Origin of the sequence: Pseudomonas sp. G166 (assembly GCF_037027455.2) — a bacterium.
Lineage (GTDB): Bacteria > Pseudomonadota > Gammaproteobacteria > Pseudomonadales > Pseudomonadaceae > Aquipseudomonas.
The window spans coordinates 6,541,414-6,565,406 of the sequence record NZ_CP146985.1 but is presented as its reverse complement, the minus strand read 5'-3'; the positions used below and the strand labels follow the sequence as shown (position 1 = coordinate 6,565,406).

The following is a 23,993-nucleotide window of genomic DNA, read 5'->3' as shown; positions in this document are numbered from 1 at the left end:
AGCCAATAGAGAGCACTCTCTACATCTGCGTCGCCATCCCCTCCACATTCATCGCTGCCTGGCGCAACGCCTCCGAGCGAGTGGGGTGTGGATGGCAGGTGAGGGCGATGTCCTCGGCCGAGGCGCTGAACTCCATGGCCACGCAGTATTCACCGATCATTTCGCTGACGCTGGGGCCGACCAGGTGCACGCCGAGGATTTCGTCGGTGCGCTCATCGGCCAGGACTTTGGCGAAACCCTCGGTCTCGTGATTGATCTTCGCCCGACTGTTGGCCGTGAACGGAAATTTCCCAACCTTATAGGCGCGGCCTTCAGCCTTGAGCTGTTCTTCGGTCTTGCCGACGCTGGCCAGTTCCGGACGGGTGTAGATGACGCTGGGGATCAGCGCATAGTTGACCTCGGCGGCCTTGCCGGCGATCTGTTCGATGCAGGCCATGGCTTCGTCTTCGGCTTTGTGGGCCAGCATCGGCCCGGACGTCACATCGCCGATCACCCAAACGCCGGGCGCTTCGGTGCGATGACCTTGGTTGGCGAGCAGGCCGCGTTTGTCGGTACTCAGCCCGACGTTCTCCAGACCCAGCCCTTGGGTATAGGGCCGCCGGCCAATGGCGACCAGCACATAATCGGCGTCCAGGGTCTGCGCTTCGCCGCCTGCCGCAGGTTCAACCTGCAATTGCACACCGCTGGCCGACGAAACGGCCCCCGTGACTTTTGAACTCAGCTTGAATTGGATGCCCTGTTTGCCCAGGGCTCGCTGCAGGGTTTTGCCGGCCTCAGCATCCACGCCCGGGCAGATGCGATCAAGGTACTCCACCACCGTCACTTCGGCGCCCAGGCGCCGCCAGACCGAACCCAGCTCCAGGCCGATGACGCCTGCGCCAATTACCACCAGATGCCGGGGCACTTCACTCAGGGATAATGCGCCGGTGGAGTCGAGGATGCGCCGGTTATCAATCTCGACACCCGGCAGCGGGGTGGGCTCGGAGCCGGTGGCAATAACGATGTCCTTGGCGCTCAGTTCGGTCTTGCCGCCGTCCTCGCCGGTGACGGTCACTTTCCCCGGCCCGTCGATGTGGCCCCAACCTTTGATCCAGTCGACCTTGTTCTTGCGAAAGAGAAACTCGATGCCCTTGGTCAGGCCCGCTACGCTTTCGTCTTTCTGTTTCATCATTTGCGCAAGGTTGAGGCTGGGTTTGACGTCGATGCCGAGGTTGGCGAACTCGGCCCCCATGGCCGCTTCGTACAATTCCGAGGCATGAAGCAACGCTTTGGAGGGCATGCAGCCAACGTTCAGGCAAGTGCCGCCCAGGGTTGCACGACCTTCGACACAGGCGGCCTTCAGCCCCAACTGCCCGGCGCGAATCGCCGCGTTATATCCACCGGGCCCACCACCCAGAATGATCACGTCGTAGTTGCTCATTGCTGTTCTCCCGCTTGGGCTGATAAAAAATTATGAGCGTAATATGATCGTTTCTGAAGATTTCGGTCAAGGCTTTAGTCAAGGGGCAGGCGCCGGGCTTGTCATGAAGAATTCAAAACGGAAATTTCACAGTAATCGTTATAAGGTAACGGTATATAACGGAGCGGCGGTGGCGTCTGTCCACGGCCCCGGATTTTGATCGCCACGAGCGCTGGGGTGGTATGCAAGTCGATCTTGATGTCGAGGGGGCACAGGTTGCCGAATGGCCGCGCTTTCAGCAGGCACAGTTTCAAGGGCGACGTTTGAAGCGGATCGCTTTTGGGCTGGGTAGCTTGGCGTGTGTGGGTTGGGTACTGGCTTTTTTTGTCGGACTGTTCTCACCGCAATCGCTATGGCCGGCGCTGCTGATCGGCCAGAGTGCAAGTTTGCTGGTGCTGGTGGCGGGTTTGCAATCGGCCTGGTGGGTTACGCAATGGCGGGGCAGGGCGCTGCTGCCGGCTGTGGATATCTCCATTCCCGAAGACGAGCCTGTTGATAACTTGGGTTGGTACGAGCGGCTACTCGAGCGAATCGGCGCGCGCTGGGTCGGCCTGCTAAAGCAGATCGGTGCCCCAACCCTATGGCTGGCCGGTTGGTCAGTGCTGGTATTGTTGAGTCTGGAGCAAGTCTGGAACCTGGAGTTGCCTGGCACCGCCCTCGGCGTCTCAGCCAGCGTGGGTGCGGCGTTTTCATTGTTGCTGGCGTTTGGGTTGCTGGTGTTCGAACGTCAATTGGCCCAGCAGCCCGCCGTGGAGTGGCCGGAAGCGTCGGCGCTGGCGCAATTGGCTCGGGTGGCGATCATCGTGCTGGTGCTCGGCGCCTTGTGCTTGCTGTTCGCGGTAGAGACCTCGGTTTGGCCGGTGCGCCTGGCGGTGCTGATTGGATTGTTACCCGGGCTGGTGGCGGTGGAGCTGTTGCTGCGCGCGCTGCTGTCGTTATTCAACCCGCGCCGGGATGCCTTGGAGCCGACCCTGTTGGGGCGCAGTGTCATCGCTGATCTACTGCGCTGGCCGCCACAGCCGTTATTGGCTTTGCAGCATGAATTGCACAACCGTTTCGGCATCGACCTGCGGCAGATCTGGGCCTTCAGTTACATGCGCCGAGCCTTTTTGCCGGTGCTGGCGCTGGTAGCGCTGGTGGGTTGGTTGCTGACGGGCGTGCATGAAGTGCCACTGCAGGGGCGTGGTATCTATGAGCGCTTCGGTAAACCGGTGGAGGTGTTTGGCCCTGGCCTGCAGGTTGGCTTGCCCTGGCCGCTGGGCCGGGTGCTGAGCGTCGAGAATGGCGTTGTCCATGAGCTGGCCACCAGCGTCGGCGATAATCGCCAGCCCACGGATGCAGATCCGGCCGAGGGGCCGGCCCCGGCGATCGCTAATCGGTTATGGGATGCCAGTCACGTGAACGACAAGTCCCAAGTGATCGCCAGCCGTCGCGCAGACCAGCAGAGCTTCCAGGTCGTGAACATGGACGTGCGCTTCGTCTATCGCATTGGCCTGACTGACGCAGCGGCGCTGGCGGCGTCCTACAACAGCGCCGATGTGCCCTCGCTGATCCGCAGTACTGCCAGCCGCATCCTGGTGCATGAGTTCGCCTCCCGCACGCTGGACGGTTTGCTGGGCGCGGATCGTGTCAGCCTGGCCGATGAAATCGGTCGCGCCGTACAGGCCGACTTGCAATCGCTCGACAGTGGCGTGGAAATTCTGGCGACCGTGGTCGAGGCGATTCATCCCCCCGCCGGTGCGGCCAATGCCTACCACGGCGTGCAGGCGGCGCAGATCGGTGCCCAGGCACTGATTGCCCGGGAGCGCGGCGCGGCGGCGGAGCAGACCAACCAGGCACAACTGCAAGCCAGCATCGCCCATGATCAGGCCCAGGCCTCCGCCCGGGAAATCAACGCCACCGCCGAGGCCGCCGACTTGCGCTTCAACGCCGAACGCAAAGCCTACGCGACGGCCGGCCATGCGTTTTTGTTGGAGCAATACTTCAGCCAATTGAGCCAGGGCCTTGGCAACGCGAAGTTGCTGATTCTCGATCATCGCTTGGGCGGCAGCAGCAACGCGCCAACCATTGACCTACGAACCTTCACGCTGCCGGCAGACCCCGCGTCGCCGCGTAACCCTGTCCAGCCAGGAGCTGCCCATTGAGCCCGTCTTCTTCACACGATCACCACGACCACGCCGGTCACGATCACGGTCATGCCGGCCACCACCATGGGCATCATCACCATCACGGCGACCCACAGCAAGCCGGTCCGTTTCCCTGGCGGCGAATGGGCTGGGCGACGCTGCTGGTGGCGTTCGCCGTGGCCGCCGCCAGCCTGGTACAAGTGCGCTCGGGGGAGGCCACCGTGATAACCCGCTTCGGCAATCCGGCACGGGTGCTGCTGCTACCGGGCCTGGGCTGGCGCTGGCCGGCGCCGTTCGAGGCGGCGATCCCGGTGGACTTGCGATTGCGCACCACCTCCAGCGGGTTACAGGACGTCGGCACGCGCGACGGCTTGCGAATCATCGTTCAGGCGTACGTGGCGTGGCAGGTCCAGGGCGATCCGGACAACGTGCAGCGTTTCATGCGCGCGGTGCAGAACCAGCCGGACGAAGCTGCACGGCAAATCCGCACCTTCGTCGGTTCGGCGCTGGAAACCACGGCCGCCAGCTTTGACTTGGCGAACCTGGTCAATACCGATGCCAGCCAGGTACGCATCGCTGATTTCGAAGCTCAGTTGCGTCAGCAGATTGATCAACAGTTGCTCACTACCTACGGGGTGCGTGTGTTGCAAGTCGGTATCGAGCGCCTGACCTTGCCCTCGGTGACCCTGACCGCGACGGTGGATCGCATGCGCGCCGAGCGCGAAACCATCGCCACCGAGCGCACGGCAATCGGCAAGCGTGAAGCGGCGCAAATTCGTTCTGCCGCGGAGCGTGATGCGCGAATCGTACAGGCCGATGCTACGGTGAAAGCCGCTGACATTGAGGCGCAGTCCCGAGTGGAGGCGGCTGCCATTTACGGCAGGGCATACGCTGGCTCACCCCAGCTCTACAACCTTCTGCGTTCGCTGGATACGTTGGGAACCATTGTTTCGCCGGGTACAAAGCTGATTCTGCGCACCGACGCCGCGCCATTCCGGGTGTTGGTCGATGGGCCGCCTGCCGTGGAACCCAAAGGTGGAACACAGCCATGAGTTTGGTTCCACGTGGAACAAATGGCTTGTCCAGCCCGTGGATTCAGGCAGGGCGACTGGCATTTCTAGCGCTTTACGCGGTAACCGTATTGGCGGCGTTGGCCTGGGTTTTTTCCAATGTGCGGCAGATTGACCCCCAGAGCCGCGCGGTGGTACTGCACTTTGGGGCCATGGATCGAATCCAGAATGCGGGCCTGCTACTGGCCTGGCCCCGCCCCGTGGAACAGGTGGTCCTGCTGCCGGCGGCGGATCGGGTTCTTGAACGACGGGTGGAAAACCTGCTGCGCGCCGATGCGGCGTTACAGGCAGATCGTGTTGCCAGTTTCGCCACGCCGGTGAGTGATGCACTGGCCGGATCCGGTTATTTATTGACCGGTGATGCGGGTGTGGTGCAACTGGATGTGCGGCTGTTTTACAAAGTGACCGAACCCTACGCCTTCGTTTTACAGGGCGAACATGTGCTGCCGGCGCTGGATCGACTGGCGACTCGCAGTGCCGTGGCCCTGACCGCCGCCCGGGACCTGGACACCATTCTGGTGGCCCGTCCCGAATTGATGGGCAGCGATAACCAGGCCGCTGAACGCCGCGAACGCTTGCGTGGCGATCTGGTGCAAGGGATTAACCGACGGCTGGCCGAGCTTGCCGCGACAGGGCAGGGGTTGGGTATCGAAGTGGTGCGGGTGGACGTTCAATCGAGTCTGCCAGGGCCGGCTGTGAGTGCCTTCAATGCGGTGCTGACGGCCAGCCAGCAGGCTGACAAAGTGGTGGCCAACGCTCGGACCGAAGCCGAGAAGTTGACCCAGACCGCTCGCCAGGACGCTGATCGCGCCGTGCAAGTCGCCCACGCCCAGGCCAGTGAACGGCTCGCCAAGGCGTCGGCCGACACCGCCACGGTGCTCGGCCTGGCGAAGAGCCAAAGCAGCGATCCGCAAATGCTGTTGCGCCTTTATCGCGAACGCATGCCCACTATCCTTCGTCAGGCCGGCTCGGTGACGACGGTCGACCCGAAAGACGATTCCCGCCTGATTATTCAGGGAGCCGAACAATGAGCGCTCAGACCGTCGCGATGCCGATGTTGTCTTCCACTGAACAGCGTGCGGCCGCCCGCCAGCTGACCTTGGCGATGCTCGCCCTTGGTTTACTCGCCTTGGGCCTGGTGTGGCGCGGTTGGTCACCCCAGCAGAGCGGGGTCAGCCAACTGCTGTTGGGGAGCGCCTCGCTGCTGGTGGCGGTGCCGGTGATGCGTTCGGCCTGGTACAGCTTGCGCTATCCGAGCCTGCACGGGATCACCGATCAACTGATTGCCCTGGCGATGCTTGGCGCCTGGGCCACGGGTGATCTGCTGACGGCAGCGCTATTGCCGATCATCATGATCTTCGGCCATGTGTTGGAAGAGCGCAGTGTCATCGGTTCCCAGGAGGCGATTCACGCCCTTGGCCAACTGACCCGTAGCCAAGGTCGCAAGGTGCAGGCCGATGGTTCGATCATCGAAGTCGATAACAGCACACTTCAGCCCGGCGATGTGGTCGAGGTGCGCGCCGGGGACCGGGTGCCGGCCGATGGTCGAGTGTTGTCCGGTCAGGCCAGCCTCGACACCGCGCCGATCACGGGCGAATCGGTGCCGCTGGAGGCTGTGGTCGGTATCGAAGTCTTTGGTGGCGCGATCAACCTCGATGGGTTGTTGCGCTTGGAAGTGACGCGCACCGGCAATGAGTCAACCCTGGGCAAAGTCATTGCCTTGATGCAGAACGCCGAACGCTCCAAGCCGCCTATCACCCGGTTGCTGGAACGCTACGCTGGCAGTTATCTCGTGTTGGTATTGCTGCTGGCGGCGGTGACCTGGTTTGTCACTAACGACTCCCAGGCAATGCTGGCGGTGTTGGTGGCGGCGTGCCCTTGCGCGTTAGTGTTGTCGGCGCCAGCGACGGCTATTGCCGGGATCGCGGTAGCGGCGCGCCACGGGATTCTGATTCGTAGTTCGGCCTTTCTGGAGGAATTGGCGGACCTGACGTCGTTGGTCGTCGACAAGACCGGCACTCTGACGTACGGCTCCCTGCGCCTGCAATCCATCGAAAGTGCCTACGATGATCACGCGCCTTTACTGGCGTTGGCCGCCAGTCTCGGCTCGGCCAGCAGCCATCCGGTCAGCCGAGCGCTGGCGGGGTTGGTGGAACAGGAACATTGCCTGCCACTGAGGGATATCCATGAGCGCCAGGGCCTGGGGGTAGTGGCGATGACCGGGCAGGGCGAGGCGGCCCTGGGACGGCCGGAGTTGTTCGCCCTGCTGGGCATCGAAACTTCAGCGGTGCCCAACCATGATGGCCCGATTGCCGGGCTGGCCCTGGATGGACAATTCCTCGCCTGGCTGCTGCTGGCCGACAGCGTCAAGCCGGAAGCGCGGGCTGCCATGGCTGAACTGCGGGAGTTGGGCCTTGGCCGTCAGCTGCTGTTGACCGGTGACCGTCGCAGCGTGGCCCACACCCTGGCCCAGGATATCGGTATCGGTGATGTGCAAGCCCAGGCCTTGCCGGAAGATAAACTCAAGCGTGTGATGGCCGAAATCGACCACGGCTTCCGGCCTATGGTCGTGGGTGATGGCATCAACGATTCACTGGCACTCAAGGCTGGAGTGGTGGGCGTCGCGATGGGGGCGGGTGGCGCAGACATTGCCCTCGCCTCGGCGGACATCGTGTTGATCGGTAGCGATCTGCGTCGCCTTGGCACCTGCGTCCGGCTCAGCCGCCAATGCAGGCGCACGCTGCAGGTCAATGTGATCATCGGCCTGGGTTGGACATTGGCAATCGTCGCTTTCGCCGCGTTCGGTTGGCTCGGTGCGGCGGGCGCGATGATCGCGGCGCTGCTGCACAATCTGAGCACTCTGCTAGTGTTAGGTAATGCCGGGCGATTGCTGCGGTTCCAAGAGCCACTGTTGAAAATCCAAGAGAGAGAAGTCGTTGGATAGCCTAGGCGAACTGCACGTCGCACGTGCAGTCTGCTGTTGGAGAGGGCGTACCACTGCCGGTGACTATCCGACACAAGGAGTGAATTTTGGATAGCAATAGAAAAAGGCTATAAATTCGATAGCCTGCTATTTTTCTACAATGGTCTACCCTCATTTCAGACGTCTGAAACAAGGGGGATATCTCATGCTCGCGCAACTTCCACCGGCCCTACAGAATCTGCATTTACCGCTGCGGCTGCGGCTCTGGGATGGCCATGAATTCACACTGGGTGCCGATCCCAGTGTCACGATCGTGGTCAAGGACCCACAAATGGTCGCGCAATTCACCCACCCGAGCCTGGACGCATTGGGAACGGCGTTCGTAGAAGGCAAACTCGAACTTGAAGGTTCGATTCACGAAGTGATTCGGGTCTGCGATGAATTGAGCCAGGCGTTGGTTGAGGACGATGCCGATAGCCTGCCGGTGCGTTCGTTTCATGACAAGGAAACCGACGCCAAGGCAATTTCCTATCACTACGACCTTTCCAATGCGTTCTATCAGCTGTGGCTCGATAGCGACATGGCCTATTCCTGCGCCTATTTCGAGACGGGCAGCGAATCGCTCGAACAGGCCCAGCAAGCCAAATTCCGCCATTTGTGTCGCAAGCTGCGTCTGCAGCCCGGCGACTATCTGCTGGATGTAGGCTGCGGTTGGGGTGGCTTGGCGCGTTATGCAGCGCGGGAATTCGGTGCCAAGGTTTTTGGCATTACCCTGAGCAAAGCGCAGCTGACTTTGGCCCGGGAGCGGGTCAAGGCTGAAGGCCTGGAAGACCAAGTGGAGTTGCAGTTGCTGGACTATCGGGACCTGCCCCAGGACGGTCGCTTTGACAAGGTGGTCAGCGTGGGCATGTTCGAGCACGTCGGCCACGCCAATCTGCAGCAGTACTGCAAGACGCTGTTCGGCGCCGTCCGTGAAGGTGGGTTAGTCATGAACCACGGCATCACCGCCAAGCACACCGACGGTCGTCCAGTAGGTCGTGGCGCCGGCGAGTTCATCGAGAAGTATGTATTCCCAAATGGCGAGTTGCCGCACCTGTCGATGATTTCCGCGCAGATCAGCGAAGCGGGGCTGGAAATTGTCGATGTGGAAAGCCTGCGCATGCACTACGCGCGCACGCTCGATCACTGGAGTGAACGCTTGGAAGACAACCTCGAGGCCGCCGCGAAGGAGGTGCCGGAACAGGCGCTGCGGATCTGGCGCTTGTACTTGGCCGGCTGCGCCTACGCGTTCGCAAAGGGCTGGATCAATCTGCACCAGATCCTGGCAGTGAAGGCCCACGCGGACGGCAGCCATGATTTGCCCTGGACCCGTGACGACATCTACACCCCTTAAAGTATCGGGGAAATAAGCCGGGCGATCCGCATGCCGACCTTTTGCAGGCGGTGGGTCTCCCGGCTTTCCTGTTTGTCGATTTCCTGAGCCAGGGCGAAATCCTGCTCGAGCATCTGCTCCACCTCGGTGGCGAATGGGATATCCACGGTCAGCAGCATCACTTCGAAATTCAACCTGAACGACCGATTGTCCAGGTTCGCACTGCCGATGGCGCTGATTTCCTGGTCAATCAGCACCACCTTTTGATGCAGAAAGCCCGGTTGATAACGGAACACCCGCACTCCGGCCCGCACCGCTTCAAACGCATACAGGCTGGACGCTGCGTAGACGACCTTGTGATCCGGTCGCGAGGGCAGCAGGATGCGCACATCCACCCCGCGCAGTACCGCCAGGCGCAATGCCGCGAATACCGCTTCGTCAGGAATAAAGTAGGGCGTCGTGATCCAGACTCGTTCGCTGGCCGCATGAATGGCCTCGACGAAAAACAGCGAGCAGGTTTCGTAGGCGTCAGCCGGACCACTGGCCAGCAACTGGCAGAGCACACCGTCGTCCGGGTAGGTGTCTGGCAGGATCAGCGGTGGCAACGAACGGGCCGCCCAGAACCAATCTTCGGCAAACGACTCTTGCATGCTCCCCACCACAGGGCCGCGCACTTCGACATGCGTGTCGCGCCATGGCGCCAACGGCGGCTTCTCTCCCAGGTATTCATCACCCACGTTGTGGCCGCCGACGAAACCCACCACACCGTCCACCACCACGATCTTGCGATGGTTTCGAAAGTTGACCTGAAACCGGTTCAGCCAGCCACTACGGGTGGCGAAGGCTTTCACGTTGACACCGCCGTCGCGCAGTGCCTGGACATAGTGGTGGGGCAGGGAGTGGCTGCCGATGCGGTCATAAAGCAGATACACCGCCACGCCTTCGGCGGCCTTCTTCAAGAGCAGAGCGTGCAGGCGTTGGCCGAGACGGTCGTCGTGGATGATGAAAAACTGAATCAGCACGGCCTCGCGGGCACTATCGATGGCTTGGAAAATCGCCTCGAATGTGGCGTGTCCATTGACCAACAATCGCACTTCATTGTTCGCCAGGCACGGTGTGCGCCCCAGTTTGGGCATGGCCCGTAACGAGGCGTAGGCCTGGGAGGCGCGGGCGGCCAGGGCTTCCTCGACCCACGGGCGCCAGTTCAACTCGGAGATCGCCTTACGCATTTCTTCGTTGGCTTGCCGTCGTGCCTTGATGTAACCATCGAAGGTGCTGCGCCCGAAAACCAGGTAGGGAATCAACGTCAGGTACGGAATGAATACCAGCGACAGGGCCCAGGCAATCGAGCCTTGGGCCGTGCGCACCGTCAGCACCGCATGGACAGCAGCGATGGATCCCAGGGTATGGAGCAGCGCGATCAGGTAACCGAAAACATGTGGGCCAAAAAAATCCATGGGGCAGCCTTGCTCCTGACATTTTCAATGCTTAACAGACCATGTTCCATGGCGAATGTCGCTATTTAATTCACTCGTCCCCGGCCTGAACCGAAGCCTGTAGACGGCGTCTAACGGCCACTTGTCCTCTGGAGTTTATGCAATGAATGTTCGTCTGCTGGGTTTGGCCTTGGCGGTTGGCTTGTCGGTTCCGATAGCGGCTCAGGCGCAGATGCTTCAACCGGGCTTGTGGGAACTGACCACGAGCAACATGAAGGTCGATAACCAGAACCTCCCGGACTTGCAGCTTATCCTAGGCCAAGTGCAAAACCAGATGACCCCGGAGCAACGGGCGATGCTGGAAAAACAGGGCATCACCATGGGCGGTAAAGGCATTCGTGTGTGCCTGACCCCTGCTCAGGTGCAAACCAATGACATTCCCCTGCAAGACCCGCAATCGGGTTGCAAGCAGCAGATCACCGAGCGCACCGGCAATCAGTGGAAGTTTCGTTTCAGTTGCCCGAAAGCCCAGGGCAATGGTGTCGCGACATTCCAGAGTGATCGTGAGTTCACCACCAAGGTCAACGGCACGTTCAACGCCACGGGTATCCAGCAGAACGGTAGCCTCGACACACGCGCTGTGTGGCTGGGGCAAGATTGCGGGACGGTCAAGCCGAGGGCTTGAACCTGTTTCACAAGCGTAGAACTCTGTGGCGAGGGAGCTTGCTTCCGCTGGGCACGGGAAGTGGCCCCGTTAATGACTGCCTACGCCGCCAACAGGAGCAAGCGCCCTTGCCACGATCTTGCTCAGCTTGATCAGGGCCGGCTCAATGCCTCGTAGAGTGTGTTGAGGTTGTACTCGAACAGCCCGGTGAAGGTGCTGGCCGGTCCGCTGGCCGCGAGGGCATCGGAGTACAGCGTACCGCCAATGTGCGCGCCGCTTTCGTCAGCAATCTGCTTGAGCAGGCGCGCATCCTTGATGTTTTCCATGAACACCGCTTTGACTTTCGCCTGGCGAATCTGGGTAATCAGCGCCGCGACCTCTGAGGCCGAAGGCTCACGTTCAGTGGATAGACCCTGCGGCGCCATGAACTCGATACCGTAGGCCTGGCCCAGGTAACCGAACGCATCGTGGGACGTCACGATCTTGCGATTGCCTGGCGGCAATCCCCCGAGCTTGGCCTTGGCTTCGGCAAGCAGGGCGTAGATCTTCTTCAGATACGCCTGGCTGTTGCGTTCGTAGTCGGCCTTGTTAGCTGGGTCCGCCGCTTCCAGCGCCTTGGTGATGTTGCTGACATACAGCTCGGCATTCGCCAGATTGTGCCAGGCGTGCGGGTCGGGAATGGTCTCGCCATCTTCATCCAGCGAACGAGGAATCACTCCGCGACTGGCGCTGATCACCGGGGCGCCGGTTTCGGTGCTGGTGACCAGGCGATCCAACCACGGCTCGAAACCCAACCCATTCTTGATGATCAGTTTTGCGCTGAGCAATGCCTTGGCATCGTCCGGTGTGGGTTCATAGGTGTGCGCATCGGCGTCCGGCCCGACCATGTTGGTGAGTTGGATATGCTCGCCGCCGACCTGTCGGGTCATGTCGGCGAGGATGCTGAAGCTGGTCACCACCTGGAGTTTTTCGGCAGCGGACAAGGACATGGACAGCATCAGACTGAACAGCACGAACAGGACGCGCATCGGGAAACACCTCATTGGGATGTGAGCAAGGGCGGGCGGCGCAGCAAACCGTGCACCGGACCGAACACCACGGACAACAGATACAACGCCCCGGCTACCAGTACGATGGCCGGTCCGCTGGGCAGTGAGAAATAGAAGGACAACAACAGGCCAAGCCACACCGATAGGCAACCGAGCAGCGCCGCGATCATCATGAGAATCGGCAGGCGCCGGCTCCAGAACCGCGAAGCGGCGGCGGGGAGCATCATCAGGCCAACCACCATCAGCGCGCCGATGGCCTGGAAGCCGATCACCAGATTCAACACTACCAGGGTCAGAAATACGCCATGGGCCCACGGACCCAAGCGGCTGACGGTTTGCAGGAACAACGGATCCAGGGTGTCGAGCAACAGTGGCCGATAAATCAGCGCCATGGCCACCAAGCTGGCCGCGGAAACCCAAAGCATACCGGTGAGTGTCGGGCCGTCGACCGCCAGTGCTGAGCCGAATAACAGGTGAAGCAAATCCAAGCGTTTGCCGGCCATGCCGAGGATCAACACGCCAGCGGCAAGGGAGATCGGATAAATCGCCGCGAGGCTGGCGTCTTCCCGCAGACCGGTACGCCGGGTAATCCACGCCGCCAGCCCGGCCATGCCCAGGCCGGCGCCCAAGCCGCCAAGTGTCAGGGCCGGCAGGCTCAATCCGGCGAACCAGAAACCCAGGGCTGCACCGGGCAAAATGCCGTGAGCCACGGCATCGCCGATCAGGCTCATGCGTCGAAGAATCAGAAACACTCCCAGCGGGGCTGTACTGCACGCCAATACTAGGCCGCCAAGCAAGGCACGGCGCATGAACACGAATTCCTGGAACGGTTGCCAAAGATGGGTGGCCGCAAGCATCAGGCCACCCGCATGCGAGGTTGTTCGGCGATCAGGTCGACACTGCGACTCAGTACGCAGCCGGCGTGGCTGACCAGCAACGTGTGAGGAATGTGCTCGCGCACCGCTGCCAAGTCATGACAAACCACCACCACGGTTCTGCCCGTCGCGTGCCAGCCGTGGATGTGTTTCCACAATAGCGCCTGGCCTTGTTCGTCGAGTGCGGCGTGGGGTTCGTCGAGCAACAGCAGCGGCGCTTCGGCCAGGCTCAGGCGAGCGAGCAGGGCGCGCTGTAACTCGCCGCCAGACAACGCCATCAACGGACGATGTTCCAGACCCGCCAACGCCCAGTCGTCCAGAGCTGTCTGGAGCAACTGCCTGCGCATGGCAGGTGTGTGCCCGTTACCCCAGGAACCGGCGGCCACCAGCTCTTGCAAGCTGATGGGGAATTGCCGATCCAGATGTTGCTGCTGCGGCAGGAATGAGACACCGCCGCGGCGTGGAACATCCAGCGTAACTTTGCCGGATAGAGGTTTTTGCAGCCCCGCGAGGACTTTCAGAAGGCTGCTTTTGCCCGAACCGTTGGCGCCGATGATGGCCGTCAGGCTGCCCGTTGGCCGCTCCATGTTCAGCGGTGGCGTGAGAGGTTGCCCGGGAGCACCCCAGCACAAGGTTTGGCAACGGATCATGATGCCTCCCGCTGCCAACGGCTTTGGGCCACGGCGTCATGGGCATGCAGGCTCTCGGCGTGGACGACGCGTACATCCAGGGCGGCGATGGCGGACGACTTTCTCAAGGCCGTGCTCAGTCGTCGAGCGGCGTCTTCGCAGAACATCAGATTCTGGCCGTTGGCGAGCGCGAAGGCCTGCTCATCGGCGCGCTTGACCGCGGTTTGCACCGCGGTGCCTAGAGCCGCTTCGGCGTCGTTGATCAGGGACAGTAGAGGCAATTCGTCGACGTCGGCGCTCAACCGAAGATTCAGAGTGGCCGTACTCCGTTGACTATGAGGCGTCGCGACAATGCCGTTTGCTGAACCCAACCAGGCCAGTATTTCTGCATGCCCGAGTGTCTTGTTAGCGAAATCGTCTACGAATTGCTGTTGGATCAACTGCCGAGCGAGTGCGGCTGAGCAGGGGCAGGTAGAAGAATAGGGGACCTGGATTTTCAGTTCCACGTGGAACACTGTGCTGCTCAGATGCGCTTCGATACTCACTGGATAGCGCTTCCAGCCTGCCAAGGGGCTGATTAATGCCGCGCGTTTGAACAACAAGTCGGTGTGAATTTTCAGGGAGGCTTTATGAGATAAGCCCTCATGGCTATCGAGAAACTGCTGCAGGATGCGACGCAACAGCGATGCACAAAGTGGCGTGCCGTCAAGCAACTCCAACGCCAGGTACAAACGTGACATGTGGATGCCTCGAGCTTCACCGTCGTCGAGGCTGACACCTGCGTCGGCGGTCGCGATCAGACGCTGACCGTCGATCAACACCGGTGTGGCGATGCCACACATGCCGACCCAATCGAGGGGTAGGGCTTGGCGTGAAGCCTGCGTAGCAACGTCTGGCAGCGTTAACGCGTTCATGGGAGAGGTCCATCGTGGGTTCGAATTTAATGTTATAGTATAACAGTAAGTTCGAAGATACCTCTTTTATGAACAGAGTTTCATTTCCTCCCTTCCATGTTCCACGTGAAACATCAGCGCGAAGAATCCTGGCAACCGTTCATGCGACCGCATGTAAACGCGCCGGCACTACCACCGCCGCCTGAACTGGAGAAGCGGTTGATAGTCGTCCAGCCAACGCGCCGGCTGTATCCAACCCAACTTTCTCCATCGGACGCCAAGCCTGTAAAAAAGGTGAGTTGCCCGTAACGACTGTTCGTTTGTGCCCAATAACGATGGCTGAACGCTTCAAAACCACGCAAATACAGGGTGTTTCCGCTCGTTGCGACGCTGTAGGTATTGCCTTGCCCGTCAACGCAAGCCAACAAGTTGGCACTGCGGGTGCAGTTGGCCAAGAGCGGGCTCTGAGCTGACGCGCTCAATGCCCACAGCAACAATGGGCCCGCGACAAATACGAGTTTCAGACAGTTGCGCATTGATAGTTCTCAGACCAATGAGGTGACAGGACTGGTTGAATGGTGTTGTTATACTATAACATAAAAATCAGCCAGGCCCTGAACCGAGCCAAAGCCTGAAAAACGAGCCATGACGCGCGTGAACAGCGTCAGCAACGGCCGCCCCCGATGAGGATATACCTGATGCCCAATCGCCTTCCCGTAACGGTACTGTCTGGATTTCTTGGTGCCGGTAAAAGCACGCTGCTTAACTACATTTTGCGTAATCGCGACAATCTACGGGTTGCGGTGATCGTTAACGATATGAGCGAGATCAACATCGATGGCAGCGAAGTCCAGCGAGATGTAACCCTGAACCGCGCCGAAGAAAAGCTGGTGGAAATGAGCAACGGCTGCATCTGCTGCACACTGCGTGAGGACTTGCTGGAAGCAGTCGGCCAGCTCGCCAGAGAAGGGCGCTTCGATTATCTGCTGATCGAATCCACGGGAATTTCTGAACCCTTGCCGGTGGCGGAAACCTTCACGTTTCGTGATGAAGAGGGTCGCAGCCTGGCCGATGTCGCTCGGCTCGACACGATGGTGACGGTGGTTGATGGGGTGAATTTCCTGGTCGATTTCCAGGCCGCCGAAAGCCTTGCGTCGCGAGGCGAAACCTTGGGTGAGGAAGACGAGCGCTCGATTACTGACCTACTGATCGAGCAGATCGAGTTCGCCGACGTGATTTTAATCAGCAAAATCGACCTGATCAGCCGTGATGAACGGGAAGAATTGATTGCGATTCTGCAGCGCCTCAACGCCCAGGCGCAGATCATTCCCATGGTCATGGGGCAGGTTCCCCTGGGGCGCATCCTCGACACCGGTCTTTTCGACTTTGAACGTGCCGCTCAAGCACCCGGCTGGCTACAGGAACTGCGTGGCGCGCATGTGCCCGAGACCGAAGAATACGGTATTGCTTCGACGGCTTATCGGGCACGTCGACCGTTTCATCCCCAGCGTTTTTTCAGCTTCATCGACCGTCCGTGGACCAACGGTAAACTCCTGCGCTCCAAGGGCTTCTTCTGGCTTGCCAGTAAACCTGAGGAAGCGGGCAGTTGGTCCCAAGCCGGCGGCTTGATGCGTCACGGATTTGCCGGGCGTTGGTGGCGCTTTGTGCCGAAAAGCCAATGGCCGCAGGATGAAGAAAGTAGCGCTGCCATCCTTAAAAACTGGCTGCCCGCCACGGGCGACTGCCGTCAGGAACTGGTATTCATCGGACAAGACATCGACTTCAGCCGGCTCAGCGTTGAACTGGACGCTTGCCTGCTCACCGACGCGGAAATGGCTCAGGGTGTCGAAAGTTGGCGCTTGCTGCCGGATCCGTTCGGTCCGTGGCATGACGAGGTCGCGGCGTGATGTTGGCGCCCAGCCTGAAAAGGGCTGCACCGGTACGCCAGGTCCGGGACGAAACGCCACGAGTCCTGACACAAATTCTGGAGGACGGCACCAACCTGGCGGTCTGGCAACGTCAGCTTCCGGCGCATATCAGCGACTTCGCGGCCATGGTGCTTTCGATGGAGCAACCATTGGCCGAGTCGCTGGTGCTCGATTTGCCGGAGGAAGACACTCAGCCAGTGCTGCACGGTCTCGCCGCAGGATTCAGCGATCTGCAAGGCTACGAGGGCTTTGTCGCCGATGTCTCTTGGCTGGTCAGTGCGTTTACCTGCCTGTTGGGTGCCAAACGTGTCGGCCTGCGTCTGCGCGCCCTGGACAAGGCAATGTGCCCGCGCTTTCACGTTGACCATGTACCGGTACGGCTAATCACCACTTATATCGGCGCCGGCAGTCAGTGGCTCAAGGAGGGCGCCATGGACCGGCAGGGGCTGTCGCAGCCGCAAGCCAAGCCCGGCGATTCGCGCGTGATCCAGCAGCTTTGCAGCGGTGATGTGGCGTTGCTTAAAGGCGAGAAGTGGCACGGTAATGAGGGTTTCGGCCTGATCCATCGCTCGCCGGAGCTGGGCCCGGGAGAACGCCGATTGATCCTCACGCTGGACTGGCTGGCTTAAGGTTTGAGCCAGGTGCCCTGGCTTTGACCTTCACAATACGGTTGGAGATAAGCTGCGTCAGTGGCCACACCGTAATAGTGAATATCCTGGCGGTAAGGCATATTGGCAACCTGGGCGTTGCTGCAGATGCCAAATGCGCCGCCGGGGCACTGATCGACGTACTGCACCTCGACTTTTTGCCCGGAGAGGCTTGGCTGGCAGAAGCCGTCGGCGAACAGTTTCTGCGGGATGTTGCGGTTCTGCTGGCAGACTTTTACATCGAGTCGTTCCGCCTGACTGTGCACCACACAAGCCTGGGCCAATGCCTGGTTCGAAGTCAGTGCCAGCAACAACCAGCCAATCATCCGCATTTTCACCTCCATCGAAAGCCTTCGATTATGTTGCAGAACATTCCCACCCATGTCATCGCCGGTCCCTTGGGGGCGGGCAAGACCAGCTTGATCAAGCACCTGCTGACACAGCGCCCGGTCAATGAACGCTGGGCGGTGCTGATCAACGAATTCGGTCAGATCGGCCTGGATGCCGCGTTGCTGACCCAGGCCGCCGATGGTATCGCACTGGGCGAAGTGGCCGGGGGCTGTTTGTGTTGCGTCAACGGCGCGCCATTCCAGATCGGCCTTGCTCGTTTGCTGCGCAAGGCTCGACCGCACCGGCTGTTCATCGAGCCTTCCGGGCTCGGCCATCCAGCGCAACTGATACGACAACTGAACGAAGCGCCGTGGCTCGGCGTGCTGGCGGTGCAGCCTTGCGTGCTGGTGCTGGATGCCCAGGCGATAGCGGACGGCAAGCCATTGCCCGATGCACAACGACAAGCCTTGGACAGCGCCGGCCTGCTGGTGTTGAACAAATCCGAGAACCTCACCGAGGATGACCGTGCTCGCATCACTGCGCAGTTGCCCGAGCTTGTGCTGTACTGGACGAAACAGGCGGCGCTACCCATCGGTCGACTACCGGGAGTTGCGGCTCGGGGGTGTGGGGCTGTGGACAACTTCAAGCTGCCCGAGGACAAAGGCCAGATGCAGGCTATCTGGACCGACCCGAAGTTGCCGATCTGTCTGTACCAGCAACAGGAAGGTAGCTGGAGTGTCGGCTGGCGCTGGCACCCGAGCCAGCACTTCGACACGGTGGCGTTGACTCGATGGCTGCAAGACCAAGACTGGAAACGGGCGAAGATGGTTGTCCACAGCACCGATGGCTGGGTGTCGGCCAATGCCTTGGACGGCGCCGCTGCGCAGTGGCTACCCAGCGAATGGCGACAAGACTCACGGATCGAGCTGATTTTCGCTGAGCCGCAGGATGTCGATGTTCTGCAAGCAGGTCTGGTGAGTTGTCGGTCTGAGTGAGTCAGCGCTGTTTCAAGGCTTCCACTTGTTGTGTTCCTGGCGCCACTGACTCAACTCGATCACTTCAGCCCGAGGCCTGGGCTGGACCGCTTCAATAGGCGCCTGGGGTGCCTCTTCGAATGGCATCGGGTAAGGCGCCAGCTCGATTTGCGCACTGTGGGCGCCGAATTGGGTAATGGTGCCCGAATGGCGGGTCTCACCCGTGACGGTAAATTCGAAATTATAGATACGCGCCAGGCGTCGCCGTCCATTTGCATCCTTCACGAACCCGATCTTTTTCAGCGCCACGTTGCCGTCCAGCAACTCGATCTTGAGGTTGGCGCAATGTTGCATGACCCTCGCCAGGGCCCGTTCGCGCAGGCCATGGTTGTGCCACAGCCAGGCGCCGCCGGTAGCCAGCAGCATCAGCACGAAAATGTTTCCAAGGGTCAGCATGAACGAAGTGCTCCAACAAGTTGCGGTCAGCTTAACTGTCTCGCCGGTCTGTCGTACAGGCTGCGTTTAGTCGCATACTGCGCGGCTTGAATTTCAATCGTTTTACGGAAACTTCCCGCATGAAACGTACACCTCATCTGCTTGCCATCCAGTCTCACGTGGTATTCGGTCACGCTGGCAACAGCGCTGCAGTGTTTCCGATGCAGCGGGTCGGGGTGAACGTATGGCCGCTCAATACCGTACAGTTTTCCAATCACACTCAGTACGGCCAATGGACCGGGGAGGTGCTCGCACCTCATCAGATACCGGCATTGGTGGAGGGTATCGCGGCGATTGGCGAGTTGGGCAATTGCGATGCGGTCCTGTCCGGTTACCTGGGCAGCGCCGCTCAGGGGCGAGCGATCCTGACGGGGGTGGCGCGGATCAAGGTCGCTAATCCCAAGGCGCTGTACCTGTGTGATCCGGTCATGGGGCATCCAGAGAAGGGCTGTATCGTGGCGCCCGAGGTGAGTGAGTTTCTGTTGGAAGAGGCCGCGGCCGTGGCGGACCTCATGTGCCCGAACCAACTGGAGTTGGACAGTTTCTCCGGGCGCAAGGCGCAGTCGCTGCTGGACTGCCTGGCCATGGCCCGCGCGCTATTGGCTCGCGGACCGAAGGCGGTGCTGGTCAAACATCTGGTCTACCCCGGCAAAACTGAAGACAGCTTCGAAATGCTGCTGGTGACCGCCGACGGTAGCTGGCATCTACGCCGTCCGCTGCTGGCTTTCCCTCGTCAGCCAGTGGGCGTGGGGGACCTGACGTCGGGGCTATTCCTGGCGCGGATATTGTTGGGGGACAGTCTGGTGATGGCGTTCGAGTTTGCCGCTGCCGCTGTGCATGAAGTGTTGCTGGAAACCCAGGCATGCGCCAGCTACGAGCTGGAACTGGTCCGCGCCCAGGACCGGATCGCCCATCCGCGAGTGCGGTTTGAGGCAGTGCCGATCAGCCTTTGATCGCACCCGTGAAAAATGCTGCAAATCCCAGTGGGAGCGAGCTTGCTCGTGATGGAGATATCACAGCCAACATTTATGTTGAATGTGATGCCCTCATCGCGAGCAAGCTCGCCCCCACATTGTGGTTTTCGTCGATCTGTTAAGGCCCGTCCGCCTTGATCTCCTGGTAACGCTTTTCCAGTTCCTGGCGAATCTGCCGGCGCTGCTGGGCTTGTTCGTAACGGCGTTTTGCTTCGCCGTTCTGCGGTTGCAATGGCGGGACGGTGGCGGGTTTACGCTGATCGTCCACCGCGACCATGGTGAAGAAGCAGCTGTTGGTGTGGCGCACCGAGCGTTCGCGAATGTTTTCGGTCACGACTTTGATACCCACTTCCATCGACGTGTTGCCGGTGTAGTTCACCGACGCCAGGAAGGTCACCAGTTCGCCGACGTGAATCGGCTCACGGAAGATCACTTGGTCAACCGACAAGGTCACCACGTAGCGCCCGGCGTAGCGGCTGGCGCAGGCGTAAGCGACTTCGTCGAGGTATTTGAGCAAGGTGCCGCCATGGACATTGCCAGAGAAGTTGGCCATATCGGGGGTCATCAACACCGTCATCGACAGCTGGGCGTTTCCGGGTTCCATAACGTACTCACGGTTCAAGGCAGCAATTCGGGGATGCACCTCTGCGGGTGCTGGTGAGTGGCTTGTACAGGCCACTAGGTTTTCAAAACCACCGATATCGGGACGCTGCGCCTGTGGTTGCCGTCACGCCCCGATGGATCTGTTTCCATATATTGCACCGACTTTTTGTCGGAAGTCGCGGTGTTACCCTTCAAAAGCCCGTTGCGAGGGCTTTTCCTACAAAGGAAACGGACTTATCCAGCTCGGCGATGAGTCATTTTGAACAGGGAGCCCCAAACCATGCATGCCATCAGTTTCATTCAAGACCTGGCGATCATCATGATGGCGGCGGGGCTGGTAACCGTGCTCTTTCATCGTTTCAAGCAACCGGTTGTGCTGGGCTACATTGTGGCCGGCTTCATCATTGGCCCGCACACACCGCCGTTCGGTTTCATCCACGACGAAGATACGATCAAGACACTGGCCGAGCTCGGGGTGATTTTCCTGATGTTTTGCCTGGGCCTGGAGTTCAGCCTGCGCAAGTTGTTCAAGGTGGGGGCCACGGCGTTTATCGCGGCATTCCTCGAGATCGTGCTGATGATCTGGATCGGCTACGAGATTGGTCGCTGGTTCGACTGGAGCACCATGGACTCGCTGTTCCTGGGCGCGATCCTGGCCATCTCCTCGACCACCATCATCGTCAAGGCGCTCAACGATCTGAAGATGAAAAACGAGCGCTTCGCACAGCTGATTTTCGGGGTGTTGATCGTCGAGGACATTCTGGGCATAGGCATCATCGCCTTACTGTCGAGTATTGCCGTGAGCGGTACCGTGAGCTCCGGCGAAGTTTTTTCCACGGTTGGCAAGTTGTCGCTATTCATGATCGTCGCGCTGGTCATTGGCATTCTGCTGGTGCCCAGGCTGCTGGCCTACGTGGCGAAATTCGACAGTAACGAAATGCTGCTGATCACGGTGCTGGGCCTGTGTTTCGGCTTCTGCCTGCTGGTGGTGAAGTTGGAATACAGCATGGTTCTCGGGGCGTTCCTGATCGGTGCGATCATGGCCGAGTCCCGGCAGTTGCTGAAAATCGAGCGCCTGGTGGAGCCGGTGCGCGATCTGTTCAGCGCGATTTTTTTCGTGGCGATCGGACTGATGCTCGATCCCGCGATATTGCTGCAGTACGCCTGGCCGATTGCCGTGATCACTGGCGCAGTGGTGCTCGGCAAGATGCTGTCCTGTGGCCTCGGTGCGTTTATTGCCGGCAACGATGGACGTACCTCCCTGCGAGTGGGGATGGGACTTTCGCAGATCGGCGAATTCTCCTTCATCATCGCGTCGCTGGGGATGACCCTGCAGGTCACCAGCGACTTTCTCTATCCGGTCGCGGTCGCTGTCTCGGTATTGACCACGCTGCTCACGCCTTACCTGATCCGGGCCGCCGATCCGTTGTCCGTCAAGTTGGCGACGGTCATGCCGCAACGGTTGACGCGAGTGCTGGGGATGTATGGCGAATGGCTGCGCAGCATCCAGCCCCATGGGGAAGGAGCGGTGGTGGCCTCGATGATCAGGCGGATCTTGCTACAGGTTGGCGTCAACCTCGCACTGGTTATCGCGATTTTTGTCTCGGGTGGTTTTTTTGCCGAACGGATGTCGGCTTACCTGCAAATGTGGATCAGCGACCCGAGCTGGCACAAAGCATTGATCTGGGGCGGGGCGTTATTGCTATCGCTACCGTTCCTGATCGCCGCGTATCGCAAGCTCAAGGCGCTGTCGATGTTGCTGGCAGAAATGAGCGTCAAGCCAGAGATGGCAGGCCGCCACACTCAGCGTGTGCGTCGAGTGATCGCCGAAGTGATCCCGATCCTCTCGTTGCTGGTGATTTTCCTGCTATTGGCGGCCTTGTCGGCCAGTATCCTGCCGACCAACAAGTTGCTGGTGTTGATTGCATTGGTGGCGATTGCCGTCGCGGCGTTGCTCTGGCGCTGGTTCATCCGCCTGCATACGCGGATGCAGGTGGCCTTGCTCGAAACCCTGGACAACCACAACGAGTCGTCCGGGCATTGACCGGCGTTGGAGCACCTGCGGATCAGCTTTCCAGCCAGACGTCCCGTGCCCAATGCCAAACCGACTCCCAGGTCTCTTCAGCAATCAATTCCTCTTCGGCCTGCCACAGCACCACGGTGCCGTCTTCTTCGACACAGTAATAATCGTCACCGTCCTGGCAGATCGGAATCAGGCTGCGGTCGACACCGGCATCCCAGGCATTGGCGGCCACGTCCGGCAGGTAGGTGTGGGACTGTGGATCGGTGACGGTGACCGGCTCCAGGCTGCCATAGACGACATCGCTGACGGTCAGCAGAAATTCCCTGAAAACGAACGGGATATCGATGAACAGCTGCTCTTCGATCTCTACCAGCAAGTCTTCGTCAGGTAACTCCAGCGGAACCGGTACGGGCTCGTTGGCTTCACGCAATTGTTCGATGATTTCTTCCACGTCCGGGATCCTCTTTCTCGATGGCGCGGTTTATATGGAGCGGTTTATACAGTAGCTCGCTATAGATGCAACCGCGAAATAGAAAACCCCGGCTTGCGCCGGGGTTCTTTTATTTCAACATGCGAAACGTGCAAAGGTTCAACTGTTCTGGCGGATACCGGCCACCAGCCAAGGCTGGTCATCGCCCTGGGCGCGTTCCATGTTCCAGCTTTCGCTGAACGCTTCGCCCTTGTCGAAGCGAGAGTCCTTCGATACACCGCTGAAGGTCAGGGTGGCGATGGTCTTGTCGGCGCGATCGTCGACACCGTCCAGTTGCACTTGCAGATTGTCGATGTAGGTGGACTGGAAGCCATCACCCAGCTCGGCCCGCTCGCGCTTGAGGAATTCCAGCAATTGCGGGGTCACGAACTCGGCGATCTTGTCCATCTCGTTCGCGTCCCAATGTTGCTGCAAGGACATGAAGTGGCTGCGTGCGGCTTCGATGAAGCGTTGCTCGTTGAACCAGGCCGGTGCATTGATCACCGGACGGGCGGCCACAGGCGCTGCCGAACCACCGAAGATCGAAGCGCTGGCGGGTTGCTGGTTGAACACTTCGCGCTGCATAGGCGCGTGGCCTGCCGGAGCCAATTGCTCTTGCTGCTTGCGACGACGGGCGGCAATGAAGCGGAAGACCAGGAAGGCGATGACCGCCATGATCAGGATGTCGAAGATCTGCATGCCCTGGAAGCCGTCGCCCATGAACATGGACGCGAGCAAGCCACCGGCGGCGATGCCGGCCAGAGGGCCGAGCCAGCGCGAAGCACCGCTGGCCTTGGTGGCAGCGCCAGCGGCACCCGCCGCGCCTGCGGTAGCAGCAGTGGATCCGGCGGCAGAGGACGGCGCCATCTGGCTGGTCTGGTGAGTCGGGGCCGCGCCCGAGCTTTTACCACCGCCAAAGCGCTTGGCGGCATTGGCGTCGATGGCCATCGTCAGGCCGATGCACAACGCCATGGCGATGCTAAGAAAACGTTTCATATAAAGGCATTCCCATTTGTGGATAGCACGCGCGCCATGTTGCACAGCTGAACTGTTG

23 protein-coding genes are annotated in these 23,993 nt (G+C 60.2%); 11 read left to right on the top strand and 12 right to left on the bottom strand.

Annotated features, from left to right (window positions below):
* Positions 1-19: 19 nt before the first annotated feature.
* The gene (gene lpdA, locus SGN16_RS29205) at positions 20-1,420 is read right to left on the bottom strand and encodes a dihydrolipoyl dehydrogenase (protein WP_335944985.1); all 1,401 of its coding nucleotides are present in this window, start codon (positions 1,418-1,420) and stop codon (positions 20-22) included.
* Between the two features lie 221 nt (positions 1,421-1,641).
* On the opposite strand from lpdA, the gene SGN16_RS29200 reads away from it, so the two are divergent.
* The 5 genes from SGN16_RS29200 to cfaB all read left to right on the top strand — a co-directional run bounded on the left by SGN16_RS29200 (position 1,642) and on the right by cfaB (position 8,971).
* Positions 1,642-3,603, top strand: coding sequence for a protease modulator HflK (locus tag SGN16_RS29200; protein ID WP_335944984.1), 1,962 nt, complete (start codon positions 1,642-1,644; stop codon positions 3,601-3,603).
* Positions 3,600-4,637, top strand: a complete 1,038-nt coding sequence (locus SGN16_RS29195; RefSeq protein WP_335944983.1) for a protease modulator HflC — start codon at positions 3,600-3,602, stop codon at positions 4,635-4,637. Before SGN16_RS29200 ends, SGN16_RS29195 begins: the two co-directional genes overlap by 4 nt.
* A complete protein-coding gene (locus tag SGN16_RS29190; protein ID WP_335944982.1) occupies positions 4,634-5,686 on the top strand; it encodes a protease modulator HflK in 1,053 nt (350 codons plus the stop codon). Before SGN16_RS29195 ends, SGN16_RS29190 begins: the two co-directional genes overlap by 4 nt.
* Positions 5,683-7,599 (top strand): heavy metal translocating P-type ATPase, encoded by a 1,917-nt coding sequence (locus SGN16_RS29185; protein WP_210642118.1) that lies wholly within the window; start codon positions 5,683-5,685, stop codon positions 7,597-7,599. The genes SGN16_RS29190 and SGN16_RS29185 overlap by 4 nt, the downstream gene beginning before the upstream one ends.
* 184 nt (positions 7,600-7,783) lie before the next feature.
* A complete protein-coding gene (cfaB, locus tag SGN16_RS29180) occupies positions 7,784-8,971 on the top strand; it encodes a C17 cyclopropane fatty acid synthase CfaB (protein WP_210642117.1) in 1,188 nt (395 codons plus the stop codon).
* On the opposite strand, the gene cls is transcribed toward cfaB, so the two are convergent.
* Complete coding sequence (gene cls, locus SGN16_RS29175; protein WP_335944981.1) at positions 8,968-10,407, bottom strand: cardiolipin synthase; 1,440 nt, start codon at positions 10,405-10,407, stop codon at positions 8,968-8,970. The genes cfaB and cls overlap by 4 nt on opposite strands.
* A gap of 142 nt (positions 10,408-10,549) precedes the next feature.
* Between cls and SGN16_RS29170 the strand changes: the two genes are divergently transcribed.
* Positions 10,550-11,071, top strand: a complete 522-nt coding sequence (locus tag SGN16_RS29170) for a DUF3617 domain-containing protein (RefSeq protein WP_335944980.1) — start codon at positions 10,550-10,552, stop codon at positions 11,069-11,071.
* 131 nt (positions 11,072-11,202) lie between these two features.
* Here the strand turns inward: SGN16_RS29170 and SGN16_RS29165 are convergent, their stop codons facing one another.
* The 5 genes from SGN16_RS29165 to SGN16_RS29145 all read right to left on the bottom strand — a co-directional run bounded on the left by SGN16_RS29165 (position 11,203) and on the right by SGN16_RS29145 (position 15,032).
* A complete protein-coding gene (locus SGN16_RS29165; protein ID WP_335944979.1) occupies positions 11,203-12,078 on the bottom strand; it encodes a metal ABC transporter substrate-binding protein in 876 nt (291 codons plus the stop codon).
* Between the two features lie 11 nt (positions 12,079-12,089).
* Entirely contained in the window at positions 12,090-12,956 is an 867-nt protein-coding gene (locus tag SGN16_RS29160; RefSeq protein ID WP_210642113.1) for a metal ABC transporter permease, read from the bottom strand.
* The gene (locus SGN16_RS29155) at positions 12,956-13,624 is read right to left on the bottom strand and encodes an ATP-binding cassette domain-containing protein (RefSeq protein ID WP_335944978.1); all 669 of its coding nucleotides are present in this window, start codon (positions 13,622-13,624) and stop codon (positions 12,956-12,958) included. The genes SGN16_RS29160 and SGN16_RS29155 overlap by 1 nt, the downstream gene beginning before the upstream one ends.
* Positions 13,621-14,517, bottom strand: a complete 897-nt coding sequence (gene folE2, locus SGN16_RS29150; RefSeq protein WP_210642111.1) for a GTP cyclohydrolase FolE2 — start codon at positions 14,515-14,517, stop codon at positions 13,621-13,623. The genes SGN16_RS29155 and folE2 overlap by 4 nt, the downstream gene beginning before the upstream one ends.
* A gap of 113 nt (positions 14,518-14,630) precedes the next feature.
* A complete protein-coding gene (locus tag SGN16_RS29145; RefSeq protein WP_335944977.1) occupies positions 14,631-15,032 on the bottom strand; it encodes a glutamine synthetase in 402 nt (133 codons plus the stop codon).
* Between the two features lie 162 nt (positions 15,033-15,194).
* Here SGN16_RS29145 and zigA point away from each other — a divergent pair, with 162 nt between their 5' ends.
* Both zigA and SGN16_RS29135 read left to right on the top strand, forming a co-directional pair.
* Positions 15,195-16,403, top strand: coding sequence for a zinc metallochaperone GTPase ZigA (zigA, locus tag SGN16_RS29140; protein WP_335944976.1), 1,209 nt, complete (start codon positions 15,195-15,197; stop codon positions 16,401-16,403).
* Positions 16,403-17,053: a DUF1826 domain-containing protein gene (locus tag SGN16_RS29135; protein ID WP_335944975.1), complete on the top strand. Its 651-nt coding sequence runs from the start codon at positions 16,403-16,405 to the stop codon at positions 17,051-17,053. Before zigA ends, SGN16_RS29135 begins: the two co-directional genes overlap by 1 nt.
* Here SGN16_RS29135 and SGN16_RS29130 read toward each other — a convergent pair.
* Entirely contained in the window at positions 17,050-17,403 is a 354-nt protein-coding gene (locus SGN16_RS29130; RefSeq protein WP_335944974.1) for an NADH:ubiquinone oxidoreductase, read from the bottom strand. The genes SGN16_RS29135 and SGN16_RS29130 overlap by 4 nt on opposite strands.
* 27 nt (positions 17,404-17,430) lie before the next feature.
* Between SGN16_RS29130 and SGN16_RS29125 the strand changes: the two genes are divergently transcribed.
* A complete protein-coding gene (locus SGN16_RS29125; RefSeq protein ID WP_335944973.1) occupies positions 17,431-18,396 on the top strand; it encodes a CobW-like GTP-binding protein in 966 nt (321 codons plus the stop codon).
* 12 nt (positions 18,397-18,408) lie between these two features.
* Here the strand turns inward: SGN16_RS29125 and SGN16_RS29120 are convergent, their stop codons facing one another.
* Positions 18,409-18,831, bottom strand: coding sequence for a DUF3301 domain-containing protein (locus SGN16_RS29120; RefSeq protein ID WP_335944972.1), 423 nt, complete (start codon positions 18,829-18,831; stop codon positions 18,409-18,411).
* 119 nt (positions 18,832-18,950) lie between these two features.
* On the opposite strand from SGN16_RS29120, the gene pdxY reads away from it, so the two are divergent.
* Entirely contained in the window at positions 18,951-19,823 is an 873-nt protein-coding gene (pdxY, locus tag SGN16_RS29115; RefSeq protein WP_335944971.1) for a pyridoxal kinase PdxY, read from the top strand.
* A gap of 139 nt (positions 19,824-19,962) precedes the next feature.
* Here the strand turns inward: pdxY and SGN16_RS29110 are convergent, their stop codons facing one another.
* Positions 19,963-20,448: an acyl-CoA thioesterase gene (locus SGN16_RS29110; protein ID WP_210642104.1), complete on the bottom strand. Its 486-nt coding sequence runs from the start codon at positions 20,446-20,448 to the stop codon at positions 19,963-19,965.
* A gap of 279 nt (positions 20,449-20,727) precedes the next feature.
* On the opposite strand from SGN16_RS29110, the gene SGN16_RS29105 reads away from it, so the two are divergent.
* Positions 20,728-22,491, top strand: coding sequence for a cation:proton antiporter (locus SGN16_RS29105; RefSeq protein ID WP_335944970.1), 1,764 nt, complete (start codon positions 20,728-20,730; stop codon positions 22,489-22,491).
* Positions 22,492-22,513: 22 nt separating this feature from the next.
* Here the strand turns inward: SGN16_RS29105 and SGN16_RS29100 are convergent, their stop codons facing one another.
* Positions 22,514-22,921: an SMI1/KNR4 family protein gene (locus tag SGN16_RS29100; protein WP_003187120.1), complete on the bottom strand. Its 408-nt coding sequence runs from the start codon at positions 22,919-22,921 to the stop codon at positions 22,514-22,516.
* A 138-nt stretch (positions 22,922-23,059) separates the two neighbouring features.
* Positions 23,060-23,935 carry a Tim44 domain-containing protein gene (locus tag SGN16_RS29095; protein WP_210642102.1) on the bottom strand — a complete coding sequence of 292 codons (876 nt, stop codon included), beginning with the start codon at positions 23,933-23,935 and terminating at the stop codon, positions 23,060-23,062.
* Between the last annotated feature and the right edge of the window lie 58 nt (positions 23,936-23,993).